25 protein-coding genes, 2 tRNA genes and 1 pseudogene are annotated in these 26,116 nt (G+C 37.8%); all 28 read left to right on the top strand.

Features of this window, described 5'->3' with window-relative positions:
* Positions 1 to 5 precede the first annotated feature (5 nt).
* Positions 6 to 1,238, top strand: coding sequence for an ABC transporter permease (locus SMA_RS06195; protein WP_014294746.1), 1,233 nt, complete (start codon positions 6 to 8; stop codon positions 1,236 to 1,238).
* An 84-nt stretch (positions 1,239 to 1,322) separates the two neighbouring features.
* Positions 1,323 to 1,876, top strand: a pseudogene (locus SMA_RS06190) (TVP38/TMEM64 family protein).
* 53 nt (positions 1,877 to 1,929) lie between these two features.
* On the top strand, positions 1,930 to 2,679 hold the full coding sequence (locus SMA_RS06185) for a class I SAM-dependent methyltransferase (protein ID WP_014294745.1): 750 nt from the start codon (positions 1,930 to 1,932) through the stop codon (positions 2,677 to 2,679).
* Between the two features lie 248 nt (positions 2,680 to 2,927).
* On the top strand, positions 2,928 to 3,224 hold the full coding sequence (locus SMA_RS06180; RefSeq protein ID WP_223246298.1) for a hypothetical protein: 297 nt from the start codon (positions 2,928 to 2,930) through the stop codon (positions 3,222 to 3,224).
* A 214-nt stretch (positions 3,225 to 3,438) separates the two neighbouring features.
* The gene (locus SMA_RS12100; RefSeq protein WP_223246297.1) at positions 3,439 to 3,645 is read left to right on the top strand and encodes a hypothetical protein; all 207 of its coding nucleotides are present in this window, start codon (positions 3,439 to 3,441) and stop codon (positions 3,643 to 3,645) included.
* Between the two features lie 153 nt (positions 3,646 to 3,798).
* Positions 3,799 to 4,071 (top strand): 30S ribosomal protein S16, encoded by a 273-nt coding sequence (rpsP, locus tag SMA_RS06170; protein WP_014294744.1) that lies wholly within the window; start codon positions 3,799 to 3,801, stop codon positions 4,069 to 4,071.
* 24 nt (positions 4,072 to 4,095) lie between these two features.
* A complete protein-coding gene (locus SMA_RS06165) occupies positions 4,096 to 4,338 on the top strand; it encodes a KH domain-containing protein (protein WP_006531222.1) in 243 nt (80 codons plus the stop codon).
* Positions 4,339 to 4,566: 228 nt separating this feature from the next.
* Positions 4,567 to 7,173, top strand: coding sequence for a cation-translocating P-type ATPase (locus SMA_RS06160; RefSeq protein ID WP_014294743.1), 2,607 nt, complete (start codon positions 4,567 to 4,569; stop codon positions 7,171 to 7,173).
* A 191-nt stretch (positions 7,174 to 7,364) separates the two neighbouring features.
* Positions 7,365 to 7,436: transfer RNA gene (locus tag SMA_RS06155), tRNA-Gln, on the top strand.
* 30 nt (positions 7,437 to 7,466) lie between these two features.
* Positions 7,467 to 7,538, top strand: a tRNA-Glu gene (locus SMA_RS06150).
* A gap of 81 nt (positions 7,539 to 7,619) precedes the next feature.
* Positions 7,620 to 8,138 carry a ribosome maturation factor RimM gene (rimM, locus tag SMA_RS06145; protein WP_012962097.1) on the top strand — a complete coding sequence of 173 codons (519 nt, stop codon included), beginning with the start codon at positions 7,620 to 7,622 and terminating at the stop codon, positions 8,136 to 8,138.
* Complete coding sequence (gene trmD, locus SMA_RS06140) at positions 8,128 to 8,865, top strand: tRNA (guanosine(37)-N1)-methyltransferase TrmD (RefSeq protein WP_014294742.1); 738 nt, start codon at positions 8,128 to 8,130, stop codon at positions 8,863 to 8,865. Before rimM ends, trmD begins: the two co-directional genes overlap by 11 nt.
* A 51-nt stretch (positions 8,866 to 8,916) precedes the next feature.
* Positions 8,917 to 9,429, top strand: a complete 513-nt coding sequence (locus SMA_RS06135) for a GrpB family protein (RefSeq protein ID WP_014294741.1) — start codon at positions 8,917 to 8,919, stop codon at positions 9,427 to 9,429.
* Positions 9,430 to 10,440, top strand: coding sequence for an NAD(P)/FAD-dependent oxidoreductase (locus tag SMA_RS06130; protein ID WP_014294740.1), 1,011 nt, complete (start codon positions 9,430 to 9,432; stop codon positions 10,438 to 10,440).
* A gap of 251 nt (positions 10,441 to 10,691) precedes the next feature.
* Positions 10,692 to 11,441: a DeoR/GlpR family DNA-binding transcription regulator gene (locus SMA_RS06125; RefSeq protein WP_014294739.1), complete on the top strand. Its 750-nt coding sequence runs from the start codon at positions 10,692 to 10,694 to the stop codon at positions 11,439 to 11,441.
* On the top strand, positions 11,438 to 12,349 hold the full coding sequence (gene pfkB / locus SMA_RS06120; protein WP_014294738.1) for a 1-phosphofructokinase: 912 nt from the start codon (positions 11,438 to 11,440) through the stop codon (positions 12,347 to 12,349). Before SMA_RS06125 ends, pfkB begins: the two co-directional genes overlap by 4 nt.
* On the top strand, positions 12,346 to 14,316 hold the full coding sequence (locus SMA_RS06115) for a PTS fructose transporter subunit IIABC (protein ID WP_014294737.1): 1,971 nt from the start codon (positions 12,346 to 12,348) through the stop codon (positions 14,314 to 14,316). The genes pfkB and SMA_RS06115 overlap by 4 nt, the downstream gene beginning before the upstream one ends.
* Before the next feature lie 216 nt (positions 14,317 to 14,532).
* A complete protein-coding gene (gene metE / locus SMA_RS06110) occupies positions 14,533 to 16,767 on the top strand; it encodes a 5-methyltetrahydropteroyltriglutamate--homocysteine S-methyltransferase (protein WP_014294736.1) in 2,235 nt (744 codons plus the stop codon).
* Between the two features lie 13 nt (positions 16,768 to 16,780).
* A complete protein-coding gene (locus SMA_RS06105) occupies positions 16,781 to 18,637 on the top strand; it encodes a bifunctional homocysteine S-methyltransferase/methylenetetrahydrofolate reductase (protein ID WP_014294735.1) in 1,857 nt (618 codons plus the stop codon).
* A 205-nt stretch (positions 18,638 to 18,842) separates the two neighbouring features.
* Positions 18,843 to 19,016 carry a low temperature requirement protein A gene (locus tag SMA_RS12095; protein WP_223246296.1) on the top strand — a complete coding sequence of 58 codons (174 nt, stop codon included), beginning with the start codon at positions 18,843 to 18,845 and terminating at the stop codon, positions 19,014 to 19,016.
* An 85-nt stretch (positions 19,017 to 19,101) separates the two neighbouring features.
* Positions 19,102 to 19,323: a hypothetical protein gene (locus tag SMA_RS12090; RefSeq protein WP_223246295.1), complete on the top strand. Its 222-nt coding sequence runs from the start codon at positions 19,102 to 19,104 to the stop codon at positions 19,321 to 19,323.
* Between the two features lie 17 nt (positions 19,324 to 19,340).
* Entirely contained in the window at positions 19,341 to 19,793 is a 453-nt protein-coding gene (locus tag SMA_RS12085) for a low temperature requirement protein A (RefSeq protein ID WP_230937597.1), read from the top strand.
* 425 nt (positions 19,794 to 20,218) lie between these two features.
* Complete coding sequence (locus tag SMA_RS06095; RefSeq protein ID WP_014294734.1) at positions 20,219 to 20,887, top strand: glucosaminidase domain-containing protein; 669 nt, start codon at positions 20,219 to 20,221, stop codon at positions 20,885 to 20,887.
* A gap of 126 nt (positions 20,888 to 21,013) precedes the next feature.
* Complete coding sequence (locus SMA_RS06090; protein WP_014294733.1) at positions 21,014 to 21,394, top strand: DUF1149 family protein; 381 nt, start codon at positions 21,014 to 21,016, stop codon at positions 21,392 to 21,394.
* A complete protein-coding gene (locus tag SMA_RS06085; protein ID WP_014294732.1) occupies positions 21,394 to 22,242 on the top strand; it encodes a DegV family protein in 849 nt (282 codons plus the stop codon). Before SMA_RS06090 ends, SMA_RS06085 begins: the two co-directional genes overlap by 1 nt.
* Positions 22,243 to 22,261: 19 nt before the next feature.
* Positions 22,262 to 23,029, top strand: coding sequence for a 4-hydroxy-tetrahydrodipicolinate reductase (gene dapB, locus SMA_RS06080; RefSeq protein ID WP_014294731.1), 768 nt, complete (start codon positions 22,262 to 22,264; stop codon positions 23,027 to 23,029).
* Positions 23,026 to 24,231 carry a CCA tRNA nucleotidyltransferase gene (locus SMA_RS06075; protein WP_014294730.1) on the top strand — a complete coding sequence of 402 codons (1,206 nt, stop codon included), beginning with the start codon at positions 23,026 to 23,028 and terminating at the stop codon, positions 24,229 to 24,231. Before dapB ends, SMA_RS06075 begins: the two co-directional genes overlap by 4 nt.
* Positions 24,228 to 26,099, top strand: a complete 1,872-nt coding sequence (locus tag SMA_RS06070) for an ABC-F family ATP-binding cassette domain-containing protein (RefSeq protein ID WP_014294729.1) — start codon at positions 24,228 to 24,230, stop codon at positions 26,097 to 26,099. The genes SMA_RS06075 and SMA_RS06070 overlap by 4 nt, the downstream gene beginning before the upstream one ends.
* The last annotated feature ends 17 nt before the right edge of the window (positions 26,100 to 26,116 follow it).

Below are 26,116 nucleotides of genomic sequence, written 5' to 3'. Positions count from 1 at the left end.
AGATTATGGAAAACTGGAAATTCGCCCTTAGTTCAATCATGGGTAACAAGATGCGCTCATTCTTAACAATGTTAGGGATTATTATCGGAGTTGCTTCGGTTGTTGTTATCATGGCGTTGGGGCAAGGAATGACAAAACAAATCACAGATATGTTTTCTGCCGATACACGTGACATTGAGATTTATTATGTTGCTAAGGATTCTGACAGCAAAAATATTTTTGACGATGATGTTGAAACGACATCATCAGACAAAGGTCCTAAGATTCAGGAAGAATGGTTGCAAAAAATTACTTCTGATGTTCCAGGGGTTCAAAACTATTACTTGACGAATGGTACGACTGCAACGGTTTCGCTTAATAAGAAAAAAACCAACAACGTTAACATTATAGGTGTTAATAAGACCTATTTTGATGTTAAAAAATACAAGGTTGTAGCTGGAAGAAATTTCCGTTCAGATGATTATGAGCATTTTTCACGTATCATTATGCTTGATACGAAATTGGCTATGAAACTATTTGGGACGAATGATAATGCCTTAAATAAGCAGGTTTCAGTCGGTTCTAAATCATACTTAGTTGTTGGTGTTTATAAAGATCCAAATGCTGGTTCAGCTCTCTACGGAATGAGTTCAGGTGGTAATGCTGTCATGACAAACACACAACTGGCTGCTGAGTTTAATGTTAACGAAATTAAGGCGGCATATGTCCATGTTAATGATGCAACGCAAGCAACAACCGTAGGGGAAGAAGCTGCTAAAGTGATGACACAAGTATCAGGTGTGAAAACAGGCCACTTTACCATTTTTGATATGTCTAAACAGATTGCTGAAATTAATTCAGCTTATGGCATGATGACTACAGTTATTGGTGCGATTGCTGGTATCTCACTGTTGGTTGGAGGTATTGGAGTTATGAATATCATGCTTGTATCTGTTACAGAACGTACACGTGAAATTGGTTTACGTAAAGCCTTGGGGGCAACACGCAGGAAGATTTTGACGCAATTTTTAATTGAATCAATGGTACTGACTCTCCTTGGTGGACTGATCGGTTTAGGTTTGGCAGCTGGTTTGACAAGTATTCTTAATAGCAATATGGCTGATATGAAACCATCTATTTCATTTAACGTAGCAATAGGAAGCCTTCTTTTCTCCGCTTTTATTGGTATGATCTTCGGTATTTTACCAGCAAATAAAGCAAGTAAACTCGACCCAATCGAAGCATTACGTTATGAATAATAATAGCATTAATATAAAAATTGCTTAGACATTTAAAGAGCTGTCACCAGCTCTTTTTTTTTGAGAATAATGAAAGGTGATGTTATGTATGACGCTTTAAAAAGAGTACTCAAGTTTTTAGGAATTTTTTTATTATTCTAACCCTTCTGTGTTTGGTTTATCTTTTTAAACATTTAGATATTTTGAATAACCCTCATGCTTTAGCGCATGCGTTGCGAGGACATCTCTTTTTGGGAAGCATTATTTTTCTTCTGTTGCAAATTATTCAGGTGCTTATTCCGATTATTCCAGGTGGGGTGAAAACGGTAGTTGGTTTTATGGCTTTTGGCCCAATACTGGGCTTTATCCTTAATTATGTTGGCATTGTTATTGGGAGTATTATTCTTTTTCTATTAATACGCCGCTATGGGAAGCCATTTATTTTGCTATTTATGGAGGAGAAATTATTTGCTCGTTATGAGCGAAAATTAATGTCATCAACTTACGAAAAAGTTTTTGCCTTAAACATGGCGTCCCCCATTTCGCCTGCAGATATTTTGGTTATGGTAACAAGGCTGTCAAAGATGACGTTTAGGCGTTTTCTCTATATCATTCTGCTTTGTAAGCCTATTTCTATCGTGGCTTATAGCTATTTCTAGATTTACGGTGGGCATTTCATTAAATTTTTTTGTAATTTTGCTATAATAAAAGCATGATTATTGCGATTACGACAAGTTTGCGGGAAAATGTTGCTTTGCATCAGCGAGCGCAAACTATTGGCGAAAAACTTCATTTACCTGTTATTAAACGACGAAAACAATCAGTGACAAAGCTTTTACAGTCTAGAGAAGCGCTTCTTTTGGTTTATGAAAATGAGCTGCGCTTGGTCAATCAAGACGGTAGTGAGTTTGCTTTTCATCCTGATACTGCTATGTTGCGTATTAAGAGTGAGCATGACGCTTTATTGGCGTTATTGGGTGATGACAAGTTACAAATCCTTGATACAACGATGGGGCTTGCTAGCGATAGCATTGTTATGGCATCAGCAGGCAATGATGTAACAGCGATAGAAAGCAATCCTCTTATCCACTTTATCGTTTCAGATGGCTTGACAACTTATTCATCAGAAAATAAACAATTAACAGCTGCCATGCGTTCCATTAAAACTTATTGCGTTGACAATATTACTTATATGAAATCGTTGCCTGATAAGTCATTTGACGTGGTTTATTGCGACCCAATGTTTTCTGATAGGATTTCAGAATCTAAAAACTTAGATGGTTTACGACAATTTGCCAATCCTAGTCTTTTATCTGATGAGTTTTTGAAAGAAGCAAGGCGCGTGGCAATAAAGAGTCTTATTATTAAAGCTCATTTTAGAGATGATGTTTTTGAAAAATTTGGTTTTAAAAGAATTGTCAGACCCAATCAAAAATTTCATTATGGCATTATGGAGTTGTGATACGACAGTCAATAACAGAAATTAGGTTTGAGAGAGCTTGGAACAGTTGTTTCAGCTCTTTTTTGTTTTTAAAACACTATTTTCAGATAATTATCATGTTTTTATTTGCTTTTTATGCTATTTTAAATAAAAAAAATATATATATCTAGAAAGGAGATAGAATGAAAAGAAGAGTTATTTTTTCACTAATGTTATTAGCATGTCTTGTGACTGGTATTTTGGGAATGAATTAAATTAAAAATAAAGATGTGGTTGCTGACGATGTTCAAGTCAAGCCCTGCGAGACATCAAGTGATAATGCGGCTATAAATCGTTTGATTAAGGTTTGGAAAGGAAAATCGCGAGAAGCGTTTGATAACTATTTTGCAGATTATTCGGACGAGCAGCGTATTATTGCCGATGAAGAAGGTGGTATTTTGGCTTATGCTGTTGGTTACGGTGATGAGGAAGAATCACAAAATAGTTATATTCAGTACGAAGACGGAACTGTTCATGAGCTTGATTTAGAAGGTCCAGAATCAACGACAGTTGGCGAAGCTCGTTAGGTCTTATATCAATATTTAAAATAAACTAAGGAGAAGCTATGAAAAAAGAATCATGTTGCCAATTGTTGGTGCTTTAGTCATTGTATCCGTTGGCACAGCTAAAACAATTGTGTCTAATGAATTGACAGCTTTACTTCCTAAAACTTTTGCCGAACCGATTACTTTATAGCTTGCTGTGGAGGAATATCAAAAAGATAATAGCTTTGTGGAGTTTTTGGATACTTATTGTTCAGATACTGATTTTGTCATTGGTTATCCTGATGAAGTGGGCGGAGGATTTTCATTTAAAGATGAAGCAAGTTTGGCTGCTGAACCATTGGTTGGAGAACTTTTGGATGATGATGGCAACGTTGTCTATCGAGATGACCAAGCAGTGACTGTTACGGAAATAAAAGAAGCTATTTTGCATTCTCAACAATAATGCGCTCCTGCTTATTTTTAACCTTTCAAAAAAATTTAAAAGGTGTCAAGAAAAAAACTTGACACCTTATCTTTTTATGATATAATAAGTTAAGTGAGTTAGTAGCAGAGCTATTAACCAAAACAAAAAATATAGAAAAGAGACTTTATACTAATGGCAGTAAAAATCCGTTTAACTCGTAGGGGTTCTAAGAAAAAACCTTTCTACCGTATCAACGTAGCTGATTCACGTGCTCCACGTGATGGTCGTTTCATCGAAACAGTTGGTACTTACAACCCACTTGTTGAAGAAAACCAAGTAACTTTGAAAGAAGATCGTGTTCTTGAATGGTTGTCAAAAGGTGCACAACCTTCAGATACAGTTCGTAACATCCTTTCACGTGAAGGCGTTATGAAAAAATTCCACGAATCAAAATTCTCAAAATAATAGAGTACACTAAGAAGAAAACCTATGGATACCATTGAAAATCTTATTATCGCTATTGTGAAACCTTTGATTTCACAACCAGATAATCTTACCATTAAAATTGAAGATACACCTGAGTTTTTAGAATATCATCTTGATTTGGATGCACAGGACATCGGTCGTGTTATCGGTAAAAAAGGTCGTACCATTACAGCGATAAGGTCGATTGTCTATTCGGTACCAACTCAAGGTAAAAAAGTAAGACTCGTTATTGATGAGGAAAACTAGAGAGACTGAACTTCGGTTCGGTCTCTTTACATTTTTCTAAAACGTTCTCATTTGAATTTTTTCCTATTTATGCTATAATAGTGGTAATACGAGGGAGTAGCTAGCGAACTAGGTTCGTGATATTGTCGTCAATACGAAAGAAATTTCTGGCAATATATGAAATAGCGAGACTTGTTTTAGTAAAACAGGTCTCTTTTTTGTTGCAAAAGAGACCAGAAGGAGGATGCTATGTCTTTTTATCGAAAGTCTTCTGATGAGACAATGGAAGAGTTGAATACTTCCTTGAACGGATTGTCGTCGCAAGAAGCAGCTAAACGCAAAGAGCGCTACGGGGCTAATGAGCTCAAGGAAGCTGATCGACCTAGTGCATTGCAAATTTTTATTGACCAATTCAAGGATTTGATTGTCATTATTTTGATTGTTGCAGCCTTGATTTCTGGTGCGACTGGTGATTTAAAGTCAACGATTGTTATTATTGCGGTATTGATTTTGAATGCGATTTTGGGGACCACTCAGACGCTCAATGCACAAAAATCAGTTGATTCTTTGAAGTCTTTGTCTGTCCCTAAGGTTAAGGTTATTCGTGACGGTCAGAAGCAAGAAATTGATTCTACGGATGTGACTATTGGTGACTTGGTTGTCTTTGAAGCAGGTGACATGATTGTCGCTGACGCTCGTATTGTTGATGCGAGTTCGCTTCAGGTTAACGAATCAGCTCTGACAGGTGAAAGCCATGCGGTTGATAAGACGGTTGACCCTATTGCAGGAGAAGTGGTTATCGGTGACCAGACCAATATGGTCTTCACTAGTTCTCAAGTTACTTATGGTAATGGCTCTGCTATTGTCACAGACATCGGTGAAAATACTGAAATCGGTAAGATTTCATCACTAATCAAGGGAGCTACTAGCCGTAAATCACCCCTTCAACGTTCTATTGACGAATTTTCAAAACATTTGTCAATGGGAATCATGATTATCTGTGTGATTGTCTTCGGTTTGGTTTATTGGAATTCTGGGAATTTCATGTCAGCGGCCATGTTTGCAATTGCCCTTGCAGTAGCAGCGGTTCCAGAAGCGCTAGCTTCTATTATTACGATCGTGGAATCTCTCAGTTGTCAAAAATTGGCTAAAGAAAATGCCATTATGAAGAGTCTTAATTCTGTTGAAACTTTGGGTTCAGTCTCAGTGATTGCCTCAGATAAGACAGGAACGTTGACTCAAAATAAGATGACGGTCAATGACATTTACCTCAACGAAACATTGGTAAAACCTGACCAGCTTGATTTGACTGACAAAGCAGCTCAATTCTTGATGAACACTATGGTTTTGACTAATGATTCGTTTATCAATGGTGATCAAAAAGTTGGTGACCCAACGGAGCTTGCGTTGATTGAACTAGGTCGTAAGTACGGTATTACCGAACAAAATCATCGTGAAAAATACCCACGTGTTGCCGAATTACCATTCGACTCTGTCCGTAAATACATGTCAACTCTTCATGATATTGATGGACAGCGTGTCCTCCTTGTCAAAGGTGCACCGGATGAATTGCTTCGCCAGACAACTCACGTCTTGATTAATGGTGAGGTTCGCGAAATCACATCTGATGACCAGGTTAATATCCTTAATCAAAATAATAAGTTTGCTGAAGAAGGACTTCGCGTACTTGGCTACGCCTTCCGTTATTTTGACGATGATGAACTTGATTTTAAACATGAGGATCATTTGACTTTCGTTGGGTTGACGTCGATGATTGACCCACCGCGTGAAGAATCAAAAGAAGCAGTTGCTAAGGCTATCCGTGCCGGTATCAAACCGATTATGATTACAGGTGACCATGTCGTGACTGGTCGTTCTATCGCCCGTAAGATTGGTATTTTCCAAGAAGGTGATATGGTTCTTGACGGGGCTACTCTTGAAAAAATGTCCGACGAAGAATTGGCACGCGATCTTGAGAAGATTTCAGTTTATGCGCGTGTTGCGCCTGAGCATAAAATTCGCATTGTCAACGCTTGGCAAGCCAAAGGTAAGGTTGTTGGGATGTCCGGTGATGGTGTCAACGATGCGCCAGCCCTTAAACAAGCTGATATCGGTATCGCTATGGGGATTACTGGTTCAGAGGTTTCAAAAGACGCTGCAGACATGATTTTGACGGATGATAACTTTGCAACTATCATTAAAGCAGTTACTGTTGGACGTAACCTATTTGCTAACATTAAGAATGCCATCAAGTATCTTTTGACTGGTAATAGCTCAGCTATTATCGTAGTTATTCTAACAACCTTTATGGCTTTCTTTGATAGTAAGTTTGTCGTGCCTTTCTTAGCAATTCAACTGCTCTTCATCAACTTGGTGACGGATTCACTTCCAGCCATTTCCATCGGTATGGAGGAAGGAACGGAAGCTGTTCTTGATGATGCGCCACGCGATCCAAATGAGTCTATTCTCACAGCCAAGACCTTCAAAGAAGTTATTAGTGGAGCAATTCTTATTGCCATCGCCGTTATGGTTGCTTATCTCATCGGTGTTAATACTGGTAAGGGCTACGCAACAACCTTTGCATTCTTGGTGCTCTGTCTTGGACGTCTTTTCCATGGATTCAGTTGTCGTAGTGACCTTCCATTAAGTAAAATTGGTATTTTCTCTAATAAGAATACTGTCTATGCATTCTTGGTTGGTCTTGCTCTTGTTGCTCTTATTGTCTTTGTTCCAGCCATCGGTGGCATGTTCGGTGTTGTAAGTCTATCACTAAGTCAAATTTTGACAATTTTAGGCCTAGCGTTTGCTCCTACATTGGTTGTTCAAGCCATTAAAATGATTCGTTACAGCAAATAATAAGACAAAGTGAAATGTTATTTAGTTGAAGGATTGAGCTCTGCTGTATAATGTGGAGCTCAATCCTTTTAGTTTGTTTTAGTTAGTTTTGTCAAATAATTAGCCCAAAATTATGGAAATATTTCTTTCTAATTTTTTCAGAAAATAGGTTGACAATGACTCGTATTTTCGATATACTAGTAACTGTTTTTTGGGGTATAGCCAAGCGGTAAGGCAAGGGACTTTGACTCCCTCATGCGTTGGTTCGAATCCAGCTACCCCAGTAAACCTCATTGGTTTTATACATTGATTTTGGTCCGTTGGTCAAGGGGTTAAGACACCGCCTTTTCACGGCGGTAACACGGGTTCGAATCCCGTACGGACTATCTTGACCAGTTGCAGAGCGCAGCTGGTTTTTTCATTGCTATCATGGTACAATGGTAAAGACTAAGTTAAGTGGAGTAAACATGAATTATTTTAATGTTGGAAAAATTGTTAACACACAAGGTCTCCAAGGTGAGATGCGTGTGTTGTCTGTGACGGATTTTACAGAAGAACGTTTTAAAAAAGGTTCAAAATTAGCAATTTTTGATGATAAAGACCGTTTTATTATTGAAGTTGAGATTGCTAGTCACCGTAAACAAAAGAATTTTGATATTGTTAAATTTAAAGGCATGTATCATATTAATGATATCGAAAAATACAAAGGTTGCACTTTAAAAGTTGCTGAGGAAAATTTATCTGACCTTGATGATGGTGAATTTTATTATCATGAAATCATTGGACTTGATGTTTATGAAAATGATGTCTTGATTGGTCAAGTTAAGGAGATTTTGCAACCTGGTGCTAATGATGTTTGGGTGGTGAAACGTAAGGGAAAACGTGATTTGTTGCTTCCATACATTCCACCAGTTGTGCTTAACGTGGATGTTGCTGGCAATCGTATTGATGTTGACGTTTTGGAAGGACTTGACGATGAAGATTGATATCCTAACGCTCTTTCCAGAAATGTTTTCACCGCTTGAGCATTCGATTGTTGGTAAAGCTACTGAAAAAGGTCTGTTGGAAATCAACTATCATAATTTCCGTGAGAATGCAGAGAAGGCTCGTCATGTTGATGATGAACCATATGGTGGCGGTCAAGGAATGCTTTTGCGAGCACAGCCGATTTTTGATACCATTGATAAGATTGACGCTAAAAAGCCGCGCGTGATTCTTTTGGACCCAGCAGGGCGTAAATTCGATCAAAGCTACGCTGAAGAATTAGCACAAGAAGATGAACTAATTTTCATTTGTGGGCATTATGAGGGCTATGATGAACGCATTAAAACCTTGGTTACCGATGAGATTTCTTTGGGCGATTTTGTTTTGACTGGTGGAGAATTGGCTGCGATGACGATTGTTGATGCAACGGTTCGTTTGATTCCTAATGTCTTAGGAAAAGAAGCTAGTCATCAAGATGATTCTTTTTCATCAGGGCTTTTGGAATTTCCACAATATACTCGCCCATATGATTTTCGTGGCATGAAAGTTCCAGATGTGTTAATGAGTGGGCATCATGAGAATATCCGAAAATGGCGTATTGAGCAAAGTTTGCGTAAGACGTTAGAACGTCGTCCAGATTTATTAGAAAATTATGTTTTTAGCAAGGAAGAAGAAGCTATTTTTCAAAATATTCTCGCAGAGAAAGACGCGAAGGCTAAAAATATGTGATATAATAGGAGATATGCGGACTGTATGTCTCTTTATTTTTGAGGAGGTTTCATGCGGACAGAAGAGGTGATTGTTCTTTCCTACCAAGAAAGTTGGAAAGATGATTTTGAAAAAATTACTCAAGAGTTGCGTGCTGTTCTTGGTGAGTTAGCTATTAGAATTGAGCATGTTGGAAGTACAGCCGTTGAAGGCTTAGCAGCAAAGCCAATCATTGATATTGATGTTGTGATTGCTCAAGAGACGGATTTATCTATGGTTGTTGAAAAATTAACAAGTATTGGATATGTTCATGAGGGAAATCTAGGGATTGAAGGCAGGGAAGCTTTTGCTTATTCTGGTAAGGAGCATTTGCAATGTCATCATCTTTATGTTTGTCCTAAAAATTCACTTGAGTTGAAACGGCACCTTGCTTTTCGTGATTATTTGAGCAGTCATCCTGATGCAGTTGAGATTTATGGAGCAACAAAAATGAAAGCAGCGCAGCTATTTCCCAAAAATATCGAAAGTTACATAGCTTATAAAGCATCAGTCATCGAAGAAATTTATAAGGAGTTGGAAAAATAAATGTCAGAAAATCGTGAGATATATGATATTACCGTTATTGGCGGTGGTCCTGCAGGGCTTTTTGCTGCTTTTTATGCAGGTATGCGTGGTGTTTCAGTGAAAATTATTGAAAGTTTGTCAGAACTTGGTGGGCAACCAGCTATCCTTTATCCTGAAAAAGCCATTTATGATGTGGCTGGTTTCCCTGAAATCACAGCAGCAGAATTAACTGAAAATCTTATCAAACAATTAGAACGCTTTGAAGACCAAACAACGATTTGCCTTAAAGAAGAAGTTAAGACTTTTGAGAAAGAGGGCGATGTTTTCACTATTGAGACCAATAAAGGTCAACATTTTTCACGTGCGATTGTTATTGCCTGTGGTAATGGTGCATTTGCTCCTCGTACGCTTGGTTTAGAAGGGGAAGAAGAATATGCTGATAACAACCTTTTCTACAATGTTCATAAATTAGACCAATTTGCTGGCAAGGACGTTGTTATCTGCGGTGGTGGTGATTCTGCCGTTGACTGGGCTAATCATTTGGACGGCTTGGCTAAAAGCGTGACAATCGTTCACCGTCGTGATGCTTTGCGTGCTCACGAACATAGCGTTGAAGTGCTAAAACAATCAAATGTGAAAATCATAACACCTTACGTACCAGTTGCTTTGGACGGTGATGGTCAATTTGCTAACAGTTTAACGATTCAAAATGTTAAATCAGATGAAACTATTGAATTGCCATTAGATGCTTTGATTGTTAGCTTTGGTTTTTCAACATCAAATAAAAACCTTAAAAATTGGAACGTTGATTATAAACGTTCAAGCATTACGGTTTCGCCATTGTTTGAGACAAGTCAAGAAGGTGTTTATGCGATTGGTGATGCCGCTGATTATGAAGGTAGAGTTGCTTTGATCGCCTCTGGTTTTGGTGAAGCTCCAACTGCGATTAATCAAGCGATTAAATACATTTACCCTGACCGTGATAACCGTGTGGTGCACTCAACATCATTGATTAAAGACAAGGAAAAATAAAACAAAATTCTTATTACGGGTGTGAACTGCACACCAAAAGTTAGATAGATAATTATTGAAAGGATTTAGTTCTGTATTGCACAGGACTAAATCCTTTTGTTTTAGTTGAAATTGAGTTACAGTCACTATTTTTCTGATTTTGCAGGCATTCTAACTAGTTAGTAAAAAACTTGATAGAATTTGATAGAAAATGCTTGACAATGATAGAAAAAATAGTATAATTTTATCTGTAAACGATTTCAGTGGAGGTAATGAATATTCTTAAGTCTAAACGAAAACAATTAATCATGGAAAAATTGTCTCATGATAAATTTGTTAATCTTGAGGACTTAGTTAGCATGCTAGATACCTCGGAGTCCACTGTCCGTCGCGATTTGGACGAATTGGAGAGTGATCGTAAGCTCCACCGAGTCCATGGTGGCGCAGAACTCCCTCACACACTTCAAGAGGAATTTACCAATCAACAAAAATCTATCAAAAACATTCAAGAAAAAATGTTAGTCGCTCAGAAAGCAGCTGATTTGATTACTGACAATGAAGTTATTTTCATTGATGCAGGAACGACAAATGAGTTGCTACTAAATTATCTCTCCCAAGATAATTTAACGGTAGTTACCAATTCCATTCACCATGCTGCCAAATTGGTTGATAAAAACATTCAAACGATTATTATTGGTGGGCATGTCAAGAAAACAACTGACGCTAGTATTGGAACGGTTGCGTATGAGCAAATTAAACAATTAAATTTTGATAAAGCATTTTTAGGAATTAACGGTGTCGATGAGCAATTCTTAACAACACCTGATGTTGAAGAAGCAGTCATCAAGAAAACAGTTATTGAAAATGCCAAAAAAACATTTATTGTTACAGATTCATCAAAGATTGGTCATATTTCCTTTGCCAAGGTTGATAAGGTTGAAAATGTCACTATCATTACTAATCAATCTAGCGGAGCACTGATGAAAAAAATAAAAGAAAAAACGAGGGTAATTGAAGTATGATTTACACAGTCACTCTTAATCCATCTATCGACTTTATTGTTCGCTTGGAAAGTTTAGCACTTGGAAGTGTTAACCGTATGATTAGTGATGATAAATTCGCTGGTGGTAAAGGGATTAATGTTAGCCGTATCTTGAAACGTCTTGATATTGAAAATACAGCCATAGGATTTATCGGTGGATTTACAGGGCGTTTTGTGAAAGATAGCTTGGTAGATGAAGGTATTGCAACAAAATTTGTTGAAGTTTCTGAGGACACACGTATTAATGTCAAAGTTAAAGCGGGTGAAGAAACTGAAATCAACGGTGCAGGTCCACATATCTCAACAGAAAAACTTGAAGAATTGGAAACTATTCTTGCTGGTCTTTCAAGTGAAGATACTGTTGTTTTTGCAGGTTCAGCTCCAAGTAGCCTTGGAAACCAAGTCTATAATATGTTGATTCCGATTGCTAAAAAAGCCGGTGCAGAAGTTGTTTGTGATTTTGAAGGACAAACACTTTTAGATGCCTTAAACTATCAACCACTTTTGGTGAAACCAAATAATCATGAATTAGCTGATATTTTTGGTGTTGAATTAAACGGTCTTGCTGATATTGAAAAATACGCCCGTGAAATTCTCGCTAAAGGTGCTAAAAACGTTATTATTTCAATGGCTGGTGACGGTGCATTGTTGGTAACACCAGAAGCAGCATACTTTGCAAAACCAATTAAAGGCACTGTCAAAAATTCTGTGGGTGCGGGCGATTCTATGGTTGCAGGATTTACAGGTGAATATGTCAAATCTGGCGACCCAATCGAAGCTCTTAAATGGGGTGTTGCATGTGGGACAGCAACAACATTCTCAGATGACTTGGCAACTGCTGAATTCATAAAAGAAACTTATCAAAAAGTAGAGGTAGAAAAAATATGAAAATTCAAGACTTGCTCAGAAAAGATGTCATGATTCTTGATTTGAAAGCAACTTCAAAAGAAGCAGCGATCGATGAAATGATCACAAGCCTTGTTGAACACGGTGTGGTAACTGATTTTGATGCTTTTAAACAAGGTATCATGAACCGTGAAGCGCAAACATCTACTGGTTTAGGTGATGGTATTGCCATACCTCACTGTAAAAATGCAGCTGTTAAAGAAGCGACTGTTTTATTTGCTAAATCTGCTGCAGGTGTTGATTATGAAGCATTGGACGGTCAACCAACTTACCTATTCTTCATGATTGCAGCACCAGATGGCGCAAACGACACTCACTTGGCTGCTCTTGCTGAATTATCAAAATATCTTTTGAAAGATGGCTTTGCTGATCAATTACGTCAAGTGACATCAGCTGACGAAGTGATTGCAATATTTAACGCAGCAGAAGAGGATAACAAAGTAAAAGAAGAAGCGAAAGCTGCTCCAGTTTCAGATGATAAACCACTTATCGTAGCTGTTACAGCTTGTACAACTGGTATTGCACATACTTACATGGCAGAAGAAGCCCTCATCAAAAAAGGTGATGAAATGGGTGTCACAGTTCGTGTTGAAACAAATGGTGCTTCAGGTGTCGGTAATCGTTTGACTGCTGATGAAATTGCGCGTGCAAAAGGTGTCATTATTGCAGCTGATAAAGCCGTTGAAATGGCACGTTTTGATGGAAAGCCATTAGTATCACGTCCAGTTGCTGATGGTATTAAAAAACCTGAAGAATTAATCAATATCATTCTTGACGGAAAAGCAGAAATTTATACAGCTTCAGCTGATGAAGCTTCATCTTCAAGTAATGCTAGTGAAAAATTAAGTCTTGGTGCCGCATTCTACAAACATTTGATGAGTGGTGTTTCTCAAATGTTGCCATTCGTTATTGGTGGTGGTATCTTAATTGCTATTTCATTCTTGATTGACCAATTTATGGGAGTGCCAAATGACCAATTGAGTCACCTTGGTAATTACCATGAAATTGCAGCTGTCTTTAACCAACTTGGTAATGCAGCTTTTGGTTTCATGATTCCGGTATTTGCAGCTTACATTGCTTATTCAATTGCTGAAAAACCTGGTTTGGTAGCTGGTTTCACAGCTGGTGCTATGGCAACTTCAGGTATTGCCTTTGGTCGCATTTCATTTTATAGTTTGGATAGCGCAGTAAACCTTGCTGACAACCAAATTGCCTCAGGTTTCCTTGGAGCTCTTGTTGGTGGTTTCTTAGCTGGTGGTGTTATTCTTGTTCTTAAGAAAGCTCTTGCCTTCTTGCCAAAATCACTTGAAGGTATCAAATCAATCCTCCTTTACCCACTTCTTGGTGTGTTGGTAACAGGATTCTTGATGCTCTTCATCAACATTCCTATGGCAGCTATTAACAGTGCACTTTATGATTTCCTTGATAGTTTGTCTGGTAGCTCTGCTATTATCCTTGGACTTATCCTTGGTGGTATGATGGCAATCGATATGGGTGGACCTTTCAATAAAGCTGCTTATGTTTTTGGTACAAGTAGTCTTACTGCGGCAGCTCTTTCAAATGGTGGTTCAGTTGTTATGGCGGCTGTTATGGCCGGTGGTATGGTTCCTCCTCTTGCTGTCTTTGTTGCAACACGTTTGTTCAAAGATAAATTCACAGCAGAAGAACGTGACGCTGGTTTGACAAATATTGTTATGGGACTATCGTTCATCACAGAAGGTGCAATTCCATTTGGTGCTGCTGACCCTGCTCGTGCTATTCCAAGCTTTATGGTTGGTTCAGCTTTAACAGGTGCTTTAGTAGGTGCATTTGGCATTAAATTGATGGCTCCTCACGGTGGTATCTTCGTCTTTGCATTGACAAGTAACTGGATTCTTTACCTTGTTGCTATTGTTATCGGTGCTATTGTTTCAGGATTACTATTTGGTGCCCTTAGAAAAGCTAAATAATAAATTTTATTAATCTAACATGAACTCCTTAGGGAGTTCTTTTTGTTATAGTTAAAAACTATAATAAATTCTAAATGTATAGTTAAAAACTATATCAGCCCATAAAAAGATATAATGGTTAAAGGTATTGAAAAAATGCTTGTTATCCTTTACAATCTTAATTATAAAAAAATTAGTAGGTATAGTTTAAAACTAATGCTGGTATAGGAGGTAACTATGGTAAAGGTTTCAAATTTGGGTTATCCGCGTTTAGGTGAAAATCGCGAGTGGAAAAAATTAATTGAGTCTTATTGGGCAGGGGATATTTCACAAGAAGAGTTACAAGCTCAAGCTAAAGATTTACGTCTTGAATTTTTGAAAAAACAAGCTGATGCAGGGCTTGATTTTATTCCTGTAGGTGATTTTTCACTTTATGACCATATTTTGGATTTGTCAGTACAATTTGGTGTCATTCCAAAACGTTTTGCTAAAGAAGAAATTAATCTTGATTTGTATTTTGCAATTGCGCGTGGTAATAAAGACAACGTTGCTTCATCAATGAAAAAATGGTTCAACACAAACTATCACTATATCGTTCCTGAATGGTCTGGTGTTAAACCACAATTGACAAATACACGTTTGCTTGACTTGTATTTGGAAGCAAAAGAAGTGGTTGGCGATAAAGCTAAACCAGTCATTACAGGACCAATCACTTATGTGGCTCTTTCATCTGAAGTTGATGATTTCACAGCTGCAGTGAAAAAATTGTTGCCACTTTATAAACAAGTTTTTGCAGAATTGGTTGAAGCAGGGGCAACTTATATTCAAGTTGATGAGCCAATATTTGTGACAGATGAAGGGGTTGACCTTTTAGAAGCAGCAAAATATGTTTATGCCTATTTTGACAAAGAAGTACCAGAAGCTAAATTGATTTTCCAAACTTATTTTGAAGCCTTGATTGATGCCAAAGATTTGTCAGAGTTACCAGTAGCAGCTTTTGGTCTTGATTTTGTTCATGGTCTTGATGAAAACCTTGAAGCTATTGAAGCAGGTTATTTTAATGATAAAGACGTTTTTGCAGGTGTGGTTGACGGACGTAATATCTGGGCAACAGATTTTGTCAAAATATCAGCATTACTCGAAAAAATTCAAGCAAATGTAAAAACACTTTTTGTTCAACCTTCTTGTTCACTTCTTCATGTGCCAGTAACGACTAAAAATGAAACAGAACTCGAACCAGTTCTTAAAAATGGTTTGGCATTTGCGGATGAAAAATTGCAAGAAATCAAATTGTTGAGCCAACGTTTAGACGGTAAAGAATCTGATGCTTACAAACAACACGTTGCTGATTTTGATGCTTTGCAAGCAGCTGATTTCCGTAATGTAACATTGGAAAATTTGGATGATGTTGCAACTGAACGTGTTGACTATAAAGTTCGTCGTCAAGTGCAACAAGAAAAACTTGGTCTGCCAATTCTTCCAACGACAACAATTGGTTCATTCCCACAATCGCCAGAAGTTCGCCGTACACGTTTGGCTTGGAAACGTGGCAATATTTCTGATGCGGAATATGAAGATTTCATTAAATCAGAAATCGCACGTTGGATTAAAATTCAAGAGGATTTGGACATTGATGTGCTTGTTCATGGTGAATTTGAACGTGTGGACATGGTTGAATTCTTTGGTCAAAAACTAGCTGGTTTCACAACAACAAAACTTGGTTGGGTTCAATCATATGGTTCTCGTGCTGTTAAACCACCAATCATTTATGGAGATGTTAAACACATTCAACCATTGACTGTGAAAGAAACCGTTTATGCTCAAAGCCTGACTGACCGTCCAGTAAAAGGAATGTTGACTGGTCCAATCACTATTACAAACTGGTCATTTGAACGTTCTGACATTTCACGTGCTGATTTGTTTAACCAAATTGGTCTTGCTATCAAAGATGAAATTAAATTGCTTGAAGATGCAGGTATTGCCATTATTCAAGTGGATGAAGCAGCGCTTCGTGAAGGTTTGCCGCTTCGTAAGAGTAAACAACAAGCTTATCTTGATGATGCTGTTCATGCTTTCCACGTAGCAACATCATCAGTGAAAGAAGAAACACAAATTCATACGCACATGTGTTACTCTAAGTTCAATGAAATCATTGATTCTATTCGTGCTTTGGATGCGGACGTTATTTCTATTGAGACAAGCCGTAGCCATGGTGACGTTATTGAATCATTTGAAACAGCTGTTTACCCGCTTGGAATTGGTCTTGGTGTCTATGATATCCACTCTCCACGTGTACCAACTAAGGAAGAAGTTATTGCTAACATTGAACGTCCATTGCGTCAATTATCACTTGAACAGTTCTGGGTAAACCCTGACTGTGGTCTTAAAACACGTCGGGAACCAGAAACAGTAGCGGCGCTTGAAGTTTTGGTGGCTGCAACCAAGGAAGTCCGAGCTAAATACGGAAAATAAGAAAGGTCATGCTATGTCACGATTATTAGAACGTTTAAAAACAGATATTCTGGTAGCCGACGGTGCTATGGGAACTCTTCTTTACGCCAATGGTCTTGACAATTGCTACGAAGCTTATAATCTTACACATCCAGATAAAATTTCAGCCATTCATCATGCTTATCTTGAGGCAGGGGCAGACATTATCCAAACCAATACCTATGCTGCTAAACGCCATCGTCTGAAAGGCTATGCTTATGATGACCAAGTTAAGGAAATCAATCAGGCTGGTGTTAAAATTGCTAGAGAAGCTACAGGTGATGATGCTTTTGTTCTTGGAACTGTTGGGGCTCTTCGTGGGCTTAAACAATGTGATTTAACCCTTGATGAAATTATTGAGGAGACTTTGGAACAAGTCGGGTATTTGATTGAAACGAATCAAATTGATGGTTTGCTTTTTGAAACTTATTATGATGAAGAAGAAATTATCGAAGTTTTAAAAGCTGTTAGACCGATAACTGATTTGCCAATTATAACTAATATTGCTCTCCATGAAGCTGGAATTACGGAAAATGGTCGTCCTTTAGTTGAAATTCTAGGGAAATTAGTCATGTTAGGTGCTGATGTGGTTGGCTTGAATTGCCACCTCGGCCCCTATCACATGATTAAGTCACTGAAACAAGTTCCGCTTTTTGCTCAGTCTTATTTGTCTGTTTATCCAAATGCTAGTTTGTTGTCTTTTGTTGATGATAATGGCAGCGGTCAGTATGGCTTTAGTCAAAATGCTGATTATTTCGGAAAAAGTGCAGAACTTCTTGTGGCAGAAGGTGCGCGTTTGATAGGTGGTTGTTGTGGAACAACGCCTGATCATATCAGAGCGGTAAAACGTGCTGTTAAAGGATTAAAACCTGTTGAACGAAAATTTGTGACACCAATGGTTGAAGAAGCAGAGCTTATCAAAGCGGCTAAACAATCAGAGACATTGGTTGATAGGGTCAAAAGAGAAGTTACGATTATTGCGGAGTTAGACCCACCAAAGACGCTTGACATTGCGAAATTTACGGAAGGGGTAAAAGCCTTAGACAAAGCAGGAATTTCAGCCATTACCTTAGCAGATAATTCGCTAGCTAAGACGCGAATTTGTAATGTTAGTATCGCGGCTCTATTGAAAAATGAAATTTCAACACCGTTTCTTTTGCATTTATCCTGCCGTGACCATAATATGATTGGTTTGCAATCGCGACTTTTGGGAATGGACGTTTTAGGATTTAATCATGTCCTTGCCATTACGGGAGACCCGTCAAAAATCGGTGATTTTCCTGGTGCCACAAGTGTTTATGATGCCACAAGCTTTAAATTGTTAGCACTCATAAAACAGCTCAATAAAGGTCAAGGATACAGTGGAGCTAGTATCAAGAAAGAGACCAATTTTACAGCAGCTGCGGCTTTTAACCCAAACGTCAAAAATCTATCACGCTGTGGTCGTTTAATCGAAAGAAAGGTAGCGGCAGGAGCAGATTATTTCATCACACAACCTGTTTTTAACACAGAGATTATTGATGAATTAGCCAATTTAACACGAGATTATGAAGCGCCATTTTTTGTAGGTATCATGCCGATTACAAGCTATAATAATGCTATTTTCCTTCATAATGAAGTTCCTGGTATCCAACTATCAGATGAATTTTTAGCAAAATTAGAAGCTGTTAAAGATGATAAAGAAACCTGCCAAAAATTGGCTTTGGAAGAAAGTAAACAATTAATTGACCGTGCTTTGAAGCATTTTAAGGGGATTTATCTCATCACACCATTTATGCGCTATGACTTGACAGTTGAGTTGATTGATTACATTCACCAAAAAGTTGAGTTAAAAAATCAAAGAATATCTTAAAAATTTAGAATGGGAAAGCTGGGACGAAAGTGCCCAGCTTTTTTAGCTGTGAGATATGGTAATTGGGATTTTAAAATCTGAAGATGAGAGCAAAAGTGGAGAAAAATATTTTTTGAGTTTTTTTGGCTAGAAGCGTTATAGCAGTAAAATTTCATCGCTTTTTGTTATAATAGACACAAATAAATTAGGATTTAAGGGGGAAAAAATGACCTTGATAAAGCACAAAAAAGTGGAATTGACCGAATTGTTCTATGATTTGGTTTTCGTTTATGCCATTAGTCAAATCACAATATTAATTCACCGTATTCATCATGGTATTGTAATACCATATGCTTTTTTCACGTTTGTTATTGCCTTGATTATTTTTGTCAATTCTTAGATGGTGTAGACGGTATTCACGAATCGTTTTGGACAAAATAGTTTAACCAATATTTTATTTATGTTTGCCCAAATGCTGTGCCTTTTTGATTTCATCAACGGCTGGGACAGAAGAATGGTCAACGAGTTTTGTGCCATTTATTTTACCAATGGCGTTTATTTCTTTGCTTCTTTTGTTGCAATATATGATTGAGTATTTCAATACTAAGGCAGAAGCAGACCGAGATTTGATTCGTCGATATTTTTATATTTTGGGAATACGTTCGCTGATTTTGTTTCAATCTTTTCGCCTTATCAATTTGGGCTGATTCTGGCGGTTTCTGGTGTGTTATTAACGTGGGTTTTACCTGGTATTTTAACCAATCCTAAACAAGGTCATGTCTCAGAGAAAACACGTGCCATTAATCTTCCTCATTTGGTGGAGCGTTTATCGTTTCTGGTTATCATCACTTTCGGTGAAATGATTATCGGTATAGCGCCGTATTTTTCAGTAGTTAATTTGTCTGTGGCTTCTTTATTGATTTTTATCATCGTAACTAATCTTTTTATGATTTACATTGTTGAAATTAACCACATGATAGATGTCAACCAAGACCGTGTGACAGGAAATGGCGCAATCTATTACCATTATCCTATTTTTCTAAGGCTTAGTTTGATTACAGTTTCCCTAAGTTTTCTAGGAAATCAAGCGGCACATAATCTGTTTTCGATTTGCCTTCTTTATCTTGGGATTCTACTATTACTTACTGTTTGGTGTTTTTGCACATCACCATTATAATAAATCAAGACCAAATAAAGACTTTTCAGTGTAAGTAACAGTCAACACGATAAAAGGCAAAATTCACCTTTAAAGAAGCTGAGACCAAGTGCTCAGCTTCTTTGTTTATGCAGTTATGAATCTGTAAGACGCAGTGGTTTGGACTTTAACAATTCAGAAATAGATGGTTGAAGGTCGCTGTCAAGGTATATTAAAACAGCGCTTGTCACCTTTGGTTAATTTAGATTTTCCATGCTCAATTGATTAGGTACTTTTTAATATTTGCTTTGTAAGCTAGATTTTCAACCTCAAACAATCAATTACTGGGTTTTTAATGCGCTGATAAATCGGCACTTTTTTGGGTGCTGATTTTTATTTTTGACAACAGTTGTCAGTCTCTTTTTTATTAAAAATTTGTTATACTGAAAGGTGAATTTGCGAAAGGATTGACAGATTTGGCAAAAACAAGAAAACGAAAGGTTATAAAGAAAGCGAGAAGTCATCGTCGGCAGAAAAAAGTTCCTAAATGGGCTTTACACGGCATGAGTTTGTTGACAGTTTTAGCTTGTGTCGCTTTAGTGATTTCCACTTATCAAGCACAAGATGCAGATAATACGGCAACTGCTGACACCACAAGTTCTACTATAATATCTGACCAAATAACGATAAATTTTATTGAAAGTATTGGCGAATCCGCACGGCAAATTGCTGCGCAAAATGACCTTTATGCTTCGGTGATGATTGCGCAAGCGATTCTAGAATCAAACAGCGGTCAATCAGCTCTCAGTCAAGCACCTAATTATAACTTTTTTGGCATAAAAGGGGACTACAATGGGCAATCAGTCACGATGAAAACGTGGGAAGATGACGGAAGTGGTAATGTTTATACCATTGATGCCCAATTTCGCTCGTATGGTAGCCAAGCAGAGTCATTGGAAGATTATGCCCAATTTCTCAAAAAAGATATTTATGTTGGTGTGCATAAATCAAACACAACTTCCTACAAGGATGCGACTGCAGCTCTTACAGGTACTTATGCCACAGACACTTCATATGGGACAAAACTTAATCGACTGATTGAACAATACGGACTTACTGTTTATGATAGTTGGTAAGTGTGACTTGTTGCATTTTTTTGATAAAAAGAATGTTCAGTATTATTTCAAACTTCAAAGAAAAATGTGCAAAATATAGGCTATTTATGCTATAATGAATGCTGATATACAAAAGAGGAGACCAGTATGGAATTAGTACGTGAAAAAGAATTTGTAAACCAGTACCATTATGATGCAAGAAATCTCGAATGGGAAAAGAAAAATGGTACACCAAAGACTAATTTTGAAGTAACTTTTCAATTAGTAAAAAAAGATACAGAAAACAACCAAACAACGATTGTATCAGTATTACAATTTATGGTCGTTAAAAAAGAATTCGTTATCAGTGGTGTCGTGTCACAAATGGTTCACATTAAAAATCGTATTGTTAACGAACCAAGTGAATTCACCAAAGAAGAAGTTGAAAATTTAGCCGCACCGCTATTAGACATTGTGCAACGCTTAACGTATGAAGTAACCGAAATTGCCCTAGACCGTCCAGGGGTTAAATTGGAGTTTAGAAACTAATGAAATTAGCAGTTATTACAGATACAACCGCCGTTTTGTCAGATGACATCAAACAAAAAGAGAACCTTCACATTTTGGATATTCCAATCATGATTGGTGGGATTAGCTACGTTGAAGGTAAGAACTTGAGCTTGGATGATTTTTACAAGAAAATGGCAATGTCGCCTGTTCTTCCGAAAACAAGCCAACCAAGTTTGGCAAAATTAGACGAGATTTTGTCACAGTTGTCTTCAGAAGGTTACACACATGTCATCGGTTTATTCTTATCTTCAGGAATTTCAGGATTTTGGCAAAATATTCAATTTCTAGTTGACGATTATCCAGAATTGACCATTGCTTTCCCAGATAGCAAAATTACTTGCGCACCACTTGGTAGCATGGTAAGAAATACGTTGAATTGGGCAGAAGCTGGTATGGATTTCGACGATATTTTAGCCAAATTCCAACAACAAATTGACGGAACGAGCGCCTTTATCATGGTTGATGATTTGAATCACTTGGTAAAAGGTGGACGTTTGTCAAATAACTCAGCACTTATCGGAAATTTGCTTAGCATCAAGCCGATTCTTTATTTTAATGACGAAGGTGTCATCGAAGTTTTCGAAAAAGTGAGAACTGAGAAAAAAGCTATCAAGCGTTTAGTTGATGTTTTGTCTGAAGTGACTGTTAATGGTGATTACGAAGTTTTCATCATTCATTCGCGAGCAGAAGAAAAAGCGCAACAGTTTTATCAGACTTTAGCTGACAGAGGTCAGGCTGAAAATCTTAAAATTGTTACATTTGATGCTGTTATTGCTACTCATTTAGGGGAAGGTGCAGTTGCATTTGGTTTCACACCAATTGTTTAAGTGTTAGAGAGGAAAAAACATGAGTATTAAAGTTATCATTGCAGGTTTTAAGGGACGAATGGGGTCAGCAGCAGTTGATATGGTTAAGGGAGGTGACGAATTAACCTTAGCCGCATTACTTGACCCATTTGCGACAGAATCAGACGTGGATGGTGTCCCAGTATTCACAGACAAATCACAATTAGTTGGGTTTGATGCAGATGTTTGGGTTGATTTTACCATGCCAGCAGTTGCTTATGAAAATACCCGCTTTGCTTTAGAAAATGGCTTCGCTCCCGTTGTTGGAACGACAGGATTTTCAGAAGATGAAATCGCTGAATTAATCGCTCTTTCTGAAGAAAAGAAAACAGGTGGTTTGATTGCTCCAAACTTTGCAATTGGTGCTGTTTTACTCATGGAATTTGCCGCTAAGGCTGCCAAATATTTTCCGGATCTTGAAATCATTGAATTACATCATGACAATAAGAAAGATGCTCCTTCAGGTACAGCTGTGAAAACAGCGGAATTGATTCGTGAAGTTCGTCGACCTAAAAAACAAGGGGCTGCAGATGAAGTTGAAACGTTAAAAGGAGCGCGCGGAGCTGATTTTGATGGTATGCGTATCCATAGTGTTCGTTTACCTGGCTTGGTTGCGCACCAAGAAGTCATCTTCGGTGCCCAAGGTGAGGGATTAACACTTCGTCATGATTCTTATGATCGTATTTCGTTTATGAGTGGTGTTAATATTGGGATTAAAGCAGTTGTCAAACGAGATAAGCTCGTTTATGGTTTGGAAAAATTACTATGAGATTAAACAATCTGCCTTCTGAATTTCAGGAGGCTTTACCAATCTTGAAAAAAATTCGCGAGGCTGGCTACGAAGCTTATTTTGTCGGTGGTAGCGTTCGTGATGTTCTACTAAATCGTCCGATTCACGACGTTGATATTGCAACAAGTTCTTATCCAGAAGAGACTAAAAGCATTTTTCATCGTACGGTTGATATTGGGATTGAGCATGGCACGGTTCTTGTTTTAGAAGAAGGTGGCGAGTATGAAATCACCACTTTCCGTACAGAAGATGTTTACGTGGATTACCGCAGACCTAGCAGCGTGTCATTTGTGCGTTCTCTAGAGGAAGATTTGAAACGTCGCGATTTTACAGTCAATGCTTTTGCACTTGATGAGACAGGTTCAATTATTGATAAGTTCAACGGTTTGGCAGATTTGGAAGCTAAGTTATTACGTGCGGTGGGAAATCCTGCGGAGCGTTTTAATGAAGATGCATTGCGTATTATGCGCGGTTTCCGTTTTGTGGCTAGTCTTGATTTTGATATTGAACCTGATACGTTTGCTGCTATGGCAGCACATGCGCCCTTGCTTGAAAAAATTTCGGTAGAGCGCTCTTTTATTGAATTTGATAAATTATTGATGGCACCTTTCTGGCGTAAAGGGATTAAAGCCATGATTGCTAGTCAAGCTCAAAAATATTTACCATATCTTGAGAATGCTTATGATAATTTACAGCAATTACTTAACGATTTGGCTTGTGATTATCACTTTAAAACGTCTGAACAAGCTTGGTCAGCTTTGCTATTAGCTTTAGATGTCAAAGACGTTCGTGTCTTTTTGAAAGCATGGAAAACATCAAGTCAATTCCAAAAAGATGTCGAAAAGATTGTGGCGATTTACCGTTTCCGTCTAGAAAATGAGCTTGATAAGATGGAAATGTACCGTTATGGCAGTTGTTTGATTGAACAAGCAGAAGATTTGCGTGTTGGTTTTGGTTTGCCAGTTGATTTTGAGCGTATTGAGCGTTTAGATAAAGAATTAACCATTCATGATAAACACGAAATTGTTGTCAATGGCGGAGTTTTAATCAAAGAATTACAATACAAACCTGGTCCAGAATTAGGGCAGGTATTAAAAGAAATCGAGGAAAAAATTGTTCTTGGTGAGCTTGCCAATGACAAAGAAGCTATTTTTGGCTTTATTAGAAAGGAAAACAAATGAGTGATTTTATCGTAGAACACTTAACAAAATCAGTCGGTGATAAGACTGTTTTTCGTGATATTTCCTTTATTATTCATGATTTTGACCGCATTGGGATTATTGGTGTCAATGGAACGGGGAAAACAACGCTCCTTGATGTCATTTCTGGTCGTCTTGGCTTTGATGGCGACGTGTCGCCGTTTTCAGCTAAGAATGGTTATAAAATTGCTTATTTGACCCAAGAGCCTGAATTTGATGATGATAAAACTATTTTGGATACAGTTTTGTCGTCTGATTTGCGTGAGATGACTTTGATTAAGACCTATGAGACCTTGATGGCTGATTACAATGAAGCTAGTCAAGCTAAACTTGAAAAAGTCATGGCAGAAATGGATTCGCTTGACGCTTGGGCGATTGAGAGTGAAGTCAAAACTGTTCTTACAAAGCTAGGTTTGGACGATTTGTCACAAAAAGTTGGTGCTTTGTCTGGTGGGCTTCGTCGTCGTGTTCAGTTGGCACAAGTTTTGTTAAATGATGCAGACTTGTTATTATTGGACGAGCCAACCAACCACTTGGATATTGATACCATTGCTTGGTTGACGAATTTCCTAAAAAATTCTAAGAAAACAGTGCTTTTCATCACCCACGACCGTTATTTCTTGGATAATGTGGCAACGCGTATTTTTGAATTGGCTAATAGTCAATTGACTGAATATCAAGGAAATTATCAAGATTATGTGCGTTTGCGTGCGGAGCAAGATGAGCGTGACGCCGCAACGCTTCACAAGAAAAAACAACTTTACAAGCAAGAATTGGCTTGGATGCGTACGCAACCACAAGCGCGTGCGACAAAACAGCAAGCTCGTATCAATCGTTTCAATGATTTGAAAGCTGATTTGTCAGGAGCAACACAATCAACAGAGCTTGAGATTAATTTTGAAACAAGCCGAATCGGTAAAAAAGTTATCAATTTTGAAAATGTTTCCTTTGCTTATCCTGATAAACAGATTTTGACTGACTTTAACCTTTTGGTGCAAAATAAGGACCGAATTGGAATTGTTGGTGATAATGGTGTCGGCAAATCAACGCTTCTTAATTTGATAAAAGGTGATTTGCAGCCGACAGCTGGAAATCTTGAAATTGGTGAAACGGTTCGCATTGGCTATTTCTCACAATTGACAAAAGACATGGATGAAAACAAACGTGTCATCAATTATTTGCAAGAAGTAGCTGATGAGGTCAAAACAAGCGTTGGAACAACAAGCGTCACAGATTTGTTAGAACAATTCTTATTCCCACGTTCAACACATGGCACATTGATTTCAAAATTATCTGGTGGTGAGAAAAAACGCCTTTACCTGTTGAAAATTTTGATTGAAAAACCAAATGTGCTTGTTCTTGACGAACCAACCAATGACCTTGATATTGCAACATTGACAGTTCTTGAAAGTTTCTTGCAAACATTTTCAGGACCAGTTATCACGGTTAGCCATGACCGTTATTTTCTTGATAAAGTGGCTAATAAAATCTTAGCATTTGAAAATGGGCGTGTTCGCGAATTCTTCGGAAATTATACGGATTATCTTGATGAAAAAGCGTTTGAAGAAAATGCCGTAGCGGAACAAGCTAAAAAAGCGCCGTCACAAAAGACCGAGAAGGAAAAAACGAAGAAAAAACGCATGTCTTACTTTGAAAAACAAGAATGGGAAGTCATCGAAGATGAGATTGCCAAACTTGAAGAGGACATCGAAACTATTGAAGCGCAAATGCAAGAAAATGCCAGTGATTATGGCAAATTAGCAGAGCTTCAACGTTCATTAGACGAAGCTAATGAAACCCTACTTGAAAAATATGAAAGATACGATTATTTGAGTGACTTAGCTGAATAAGCATGGTCACTCTTTCT

Origin of the sequence: Streptococcus macedonicus ACA-DC 198 (assembly GCA_000283635.1) — a bacterium.
GTDB lineage: Bacteria > Bacillota > Bacilli > Lactobacillales > Streptococcaceae > Streptococcus > Streptococcus macedonicus.
Note: the sequence above shows the minus strand (reverse complement) of the source record. Positions and strands in the feature narration are given on the sequence as shown.

Coding starts and splice junctions, on each gene's coding strand:
- SMA_RS06195 (WP_014294746.1), top strand. CDS start 6: ATGGAAAACTGGAAATTCGCCCTTAGTTCAATCATGGGTAACAAGATG.
- SMA_RS06185 (WP_014294745.1), top strand. CDS start 1,930: ATGATTATTGCGATTACGACAAGTTTGCGGGAAAATGTTGCTTTGCAT.
- rpsP (WP_014294744.1), top strand. CDS start 3,799: ATGGCAGTAAAAATCCGTTTAACTCGTAGGGGTTCTAAGAAAAAACCT.
- SMA_RS06165 (WP_006531222.1), top strand. CDS start 4,096: ATGGATACCATTGAAAATCTTATTATCGCTATTGTGAAACCTTTGATT.
- SMA_RS06160 (WP_014294743.1), top strand. CDS start 4,567: ATGTCTTTTTATCGAAAGTCTTCTGATGAGACAATGGAAGAGTTGAAT.
- rimM (WP_012962097.1), top strand. CDS start 7,620: ATGAATTATTTTAATGTTGGAAAAATTGTTAACACACAAGGTCTCCAA.
- trmD (WP_014294742.1), top strand. CDS start 8,128: ATGAAGATTGATATCCTAACGCTCTTTCCAGAAATGTTTTCACCGCTT.
- SMA_RS06135 (WP_014294741.1), top strand. CDS start 8,917: ATGCGGACAGAAGAGGTGATTGTTCTTTCCTACCAAGAAAGTTGGAAA.
- SMA_RS06130 (WP_014294740.1), top strand. CDS start 9,430: ATGTCAGAAAATCGTGAGATATATGATATTACCGTTATTGGCGGTGGT.
- SMA_RS06125 (WP_014294739.1), top strand. CDS start 10,692: ATGAATATTCTTAAGTCTAAACGAAAACAATTAATCATGGAAAAATTG.
- pfkB (WP_014294738.1), top strand. CDS start 11,438: ATGATTTACACAGTCACTCTTAATCCATCTATCGACTTTATTGTTCGC.
- SMA_RS06115 (WP_014294737.1), top strand. CDS start 12,346: ATGAAAATTCAAGACTTGCTCAGAAAAGATGTCATGATTCTTGATTTG.
- metE (WP_014294736.1), top strand. CDS start 14,533: ATGGTAAAGGTTTCAAATTTGGGTTATCCGCGTTTAGGTGAAAATCGC.
- SMA_RS06105 (WP_014294735.1), top strand. CDS start 16,781: ATGTCACGATTATTAGAACGTTTAAAAACAGATATTCTGGTAGCCGAC.
- SMA_RS12095 (WP_223246296.1), top strand. CDS start 18,843: ATGACCTTGATAAAGCACAAAAAAGTGGAATTGACCGAATTGTTCTAT.
- SMA_RS06090 (WP_014294733.1), top strand. CDS start 21,014: ATGGAATTAGTACGTGAAAAAGAATTTGTAAACCAGTACCATTATGAT.
- SMA_RS06085 (WP_014294732.1), top strand. CDS start 21,394: ATGAAATTAGCAGTTATTACAGATACAACCGCCGTTTTGTCAGATGAC.
- dapB (WP_014294731.1), top strand. CDS start 22,262: ATGAGTATTAAAGTTATCATTGCAGGTTTTAAGGGACGAATGGGGTCA.
- SMA_RS06075 (WP_014294730.1), top strand. CDS start 23,026: ATGAGATTAAACAATCTGCCTTCTGAATTTCAGGAGGCTTTACCAATC.
- SMA_RS06070 (WP_014294729.1), top strand. CDS start 24,228: ATGAGTGATTTTATCGTAGAACACTTAACAAAATCAGTCGGTGATAAG.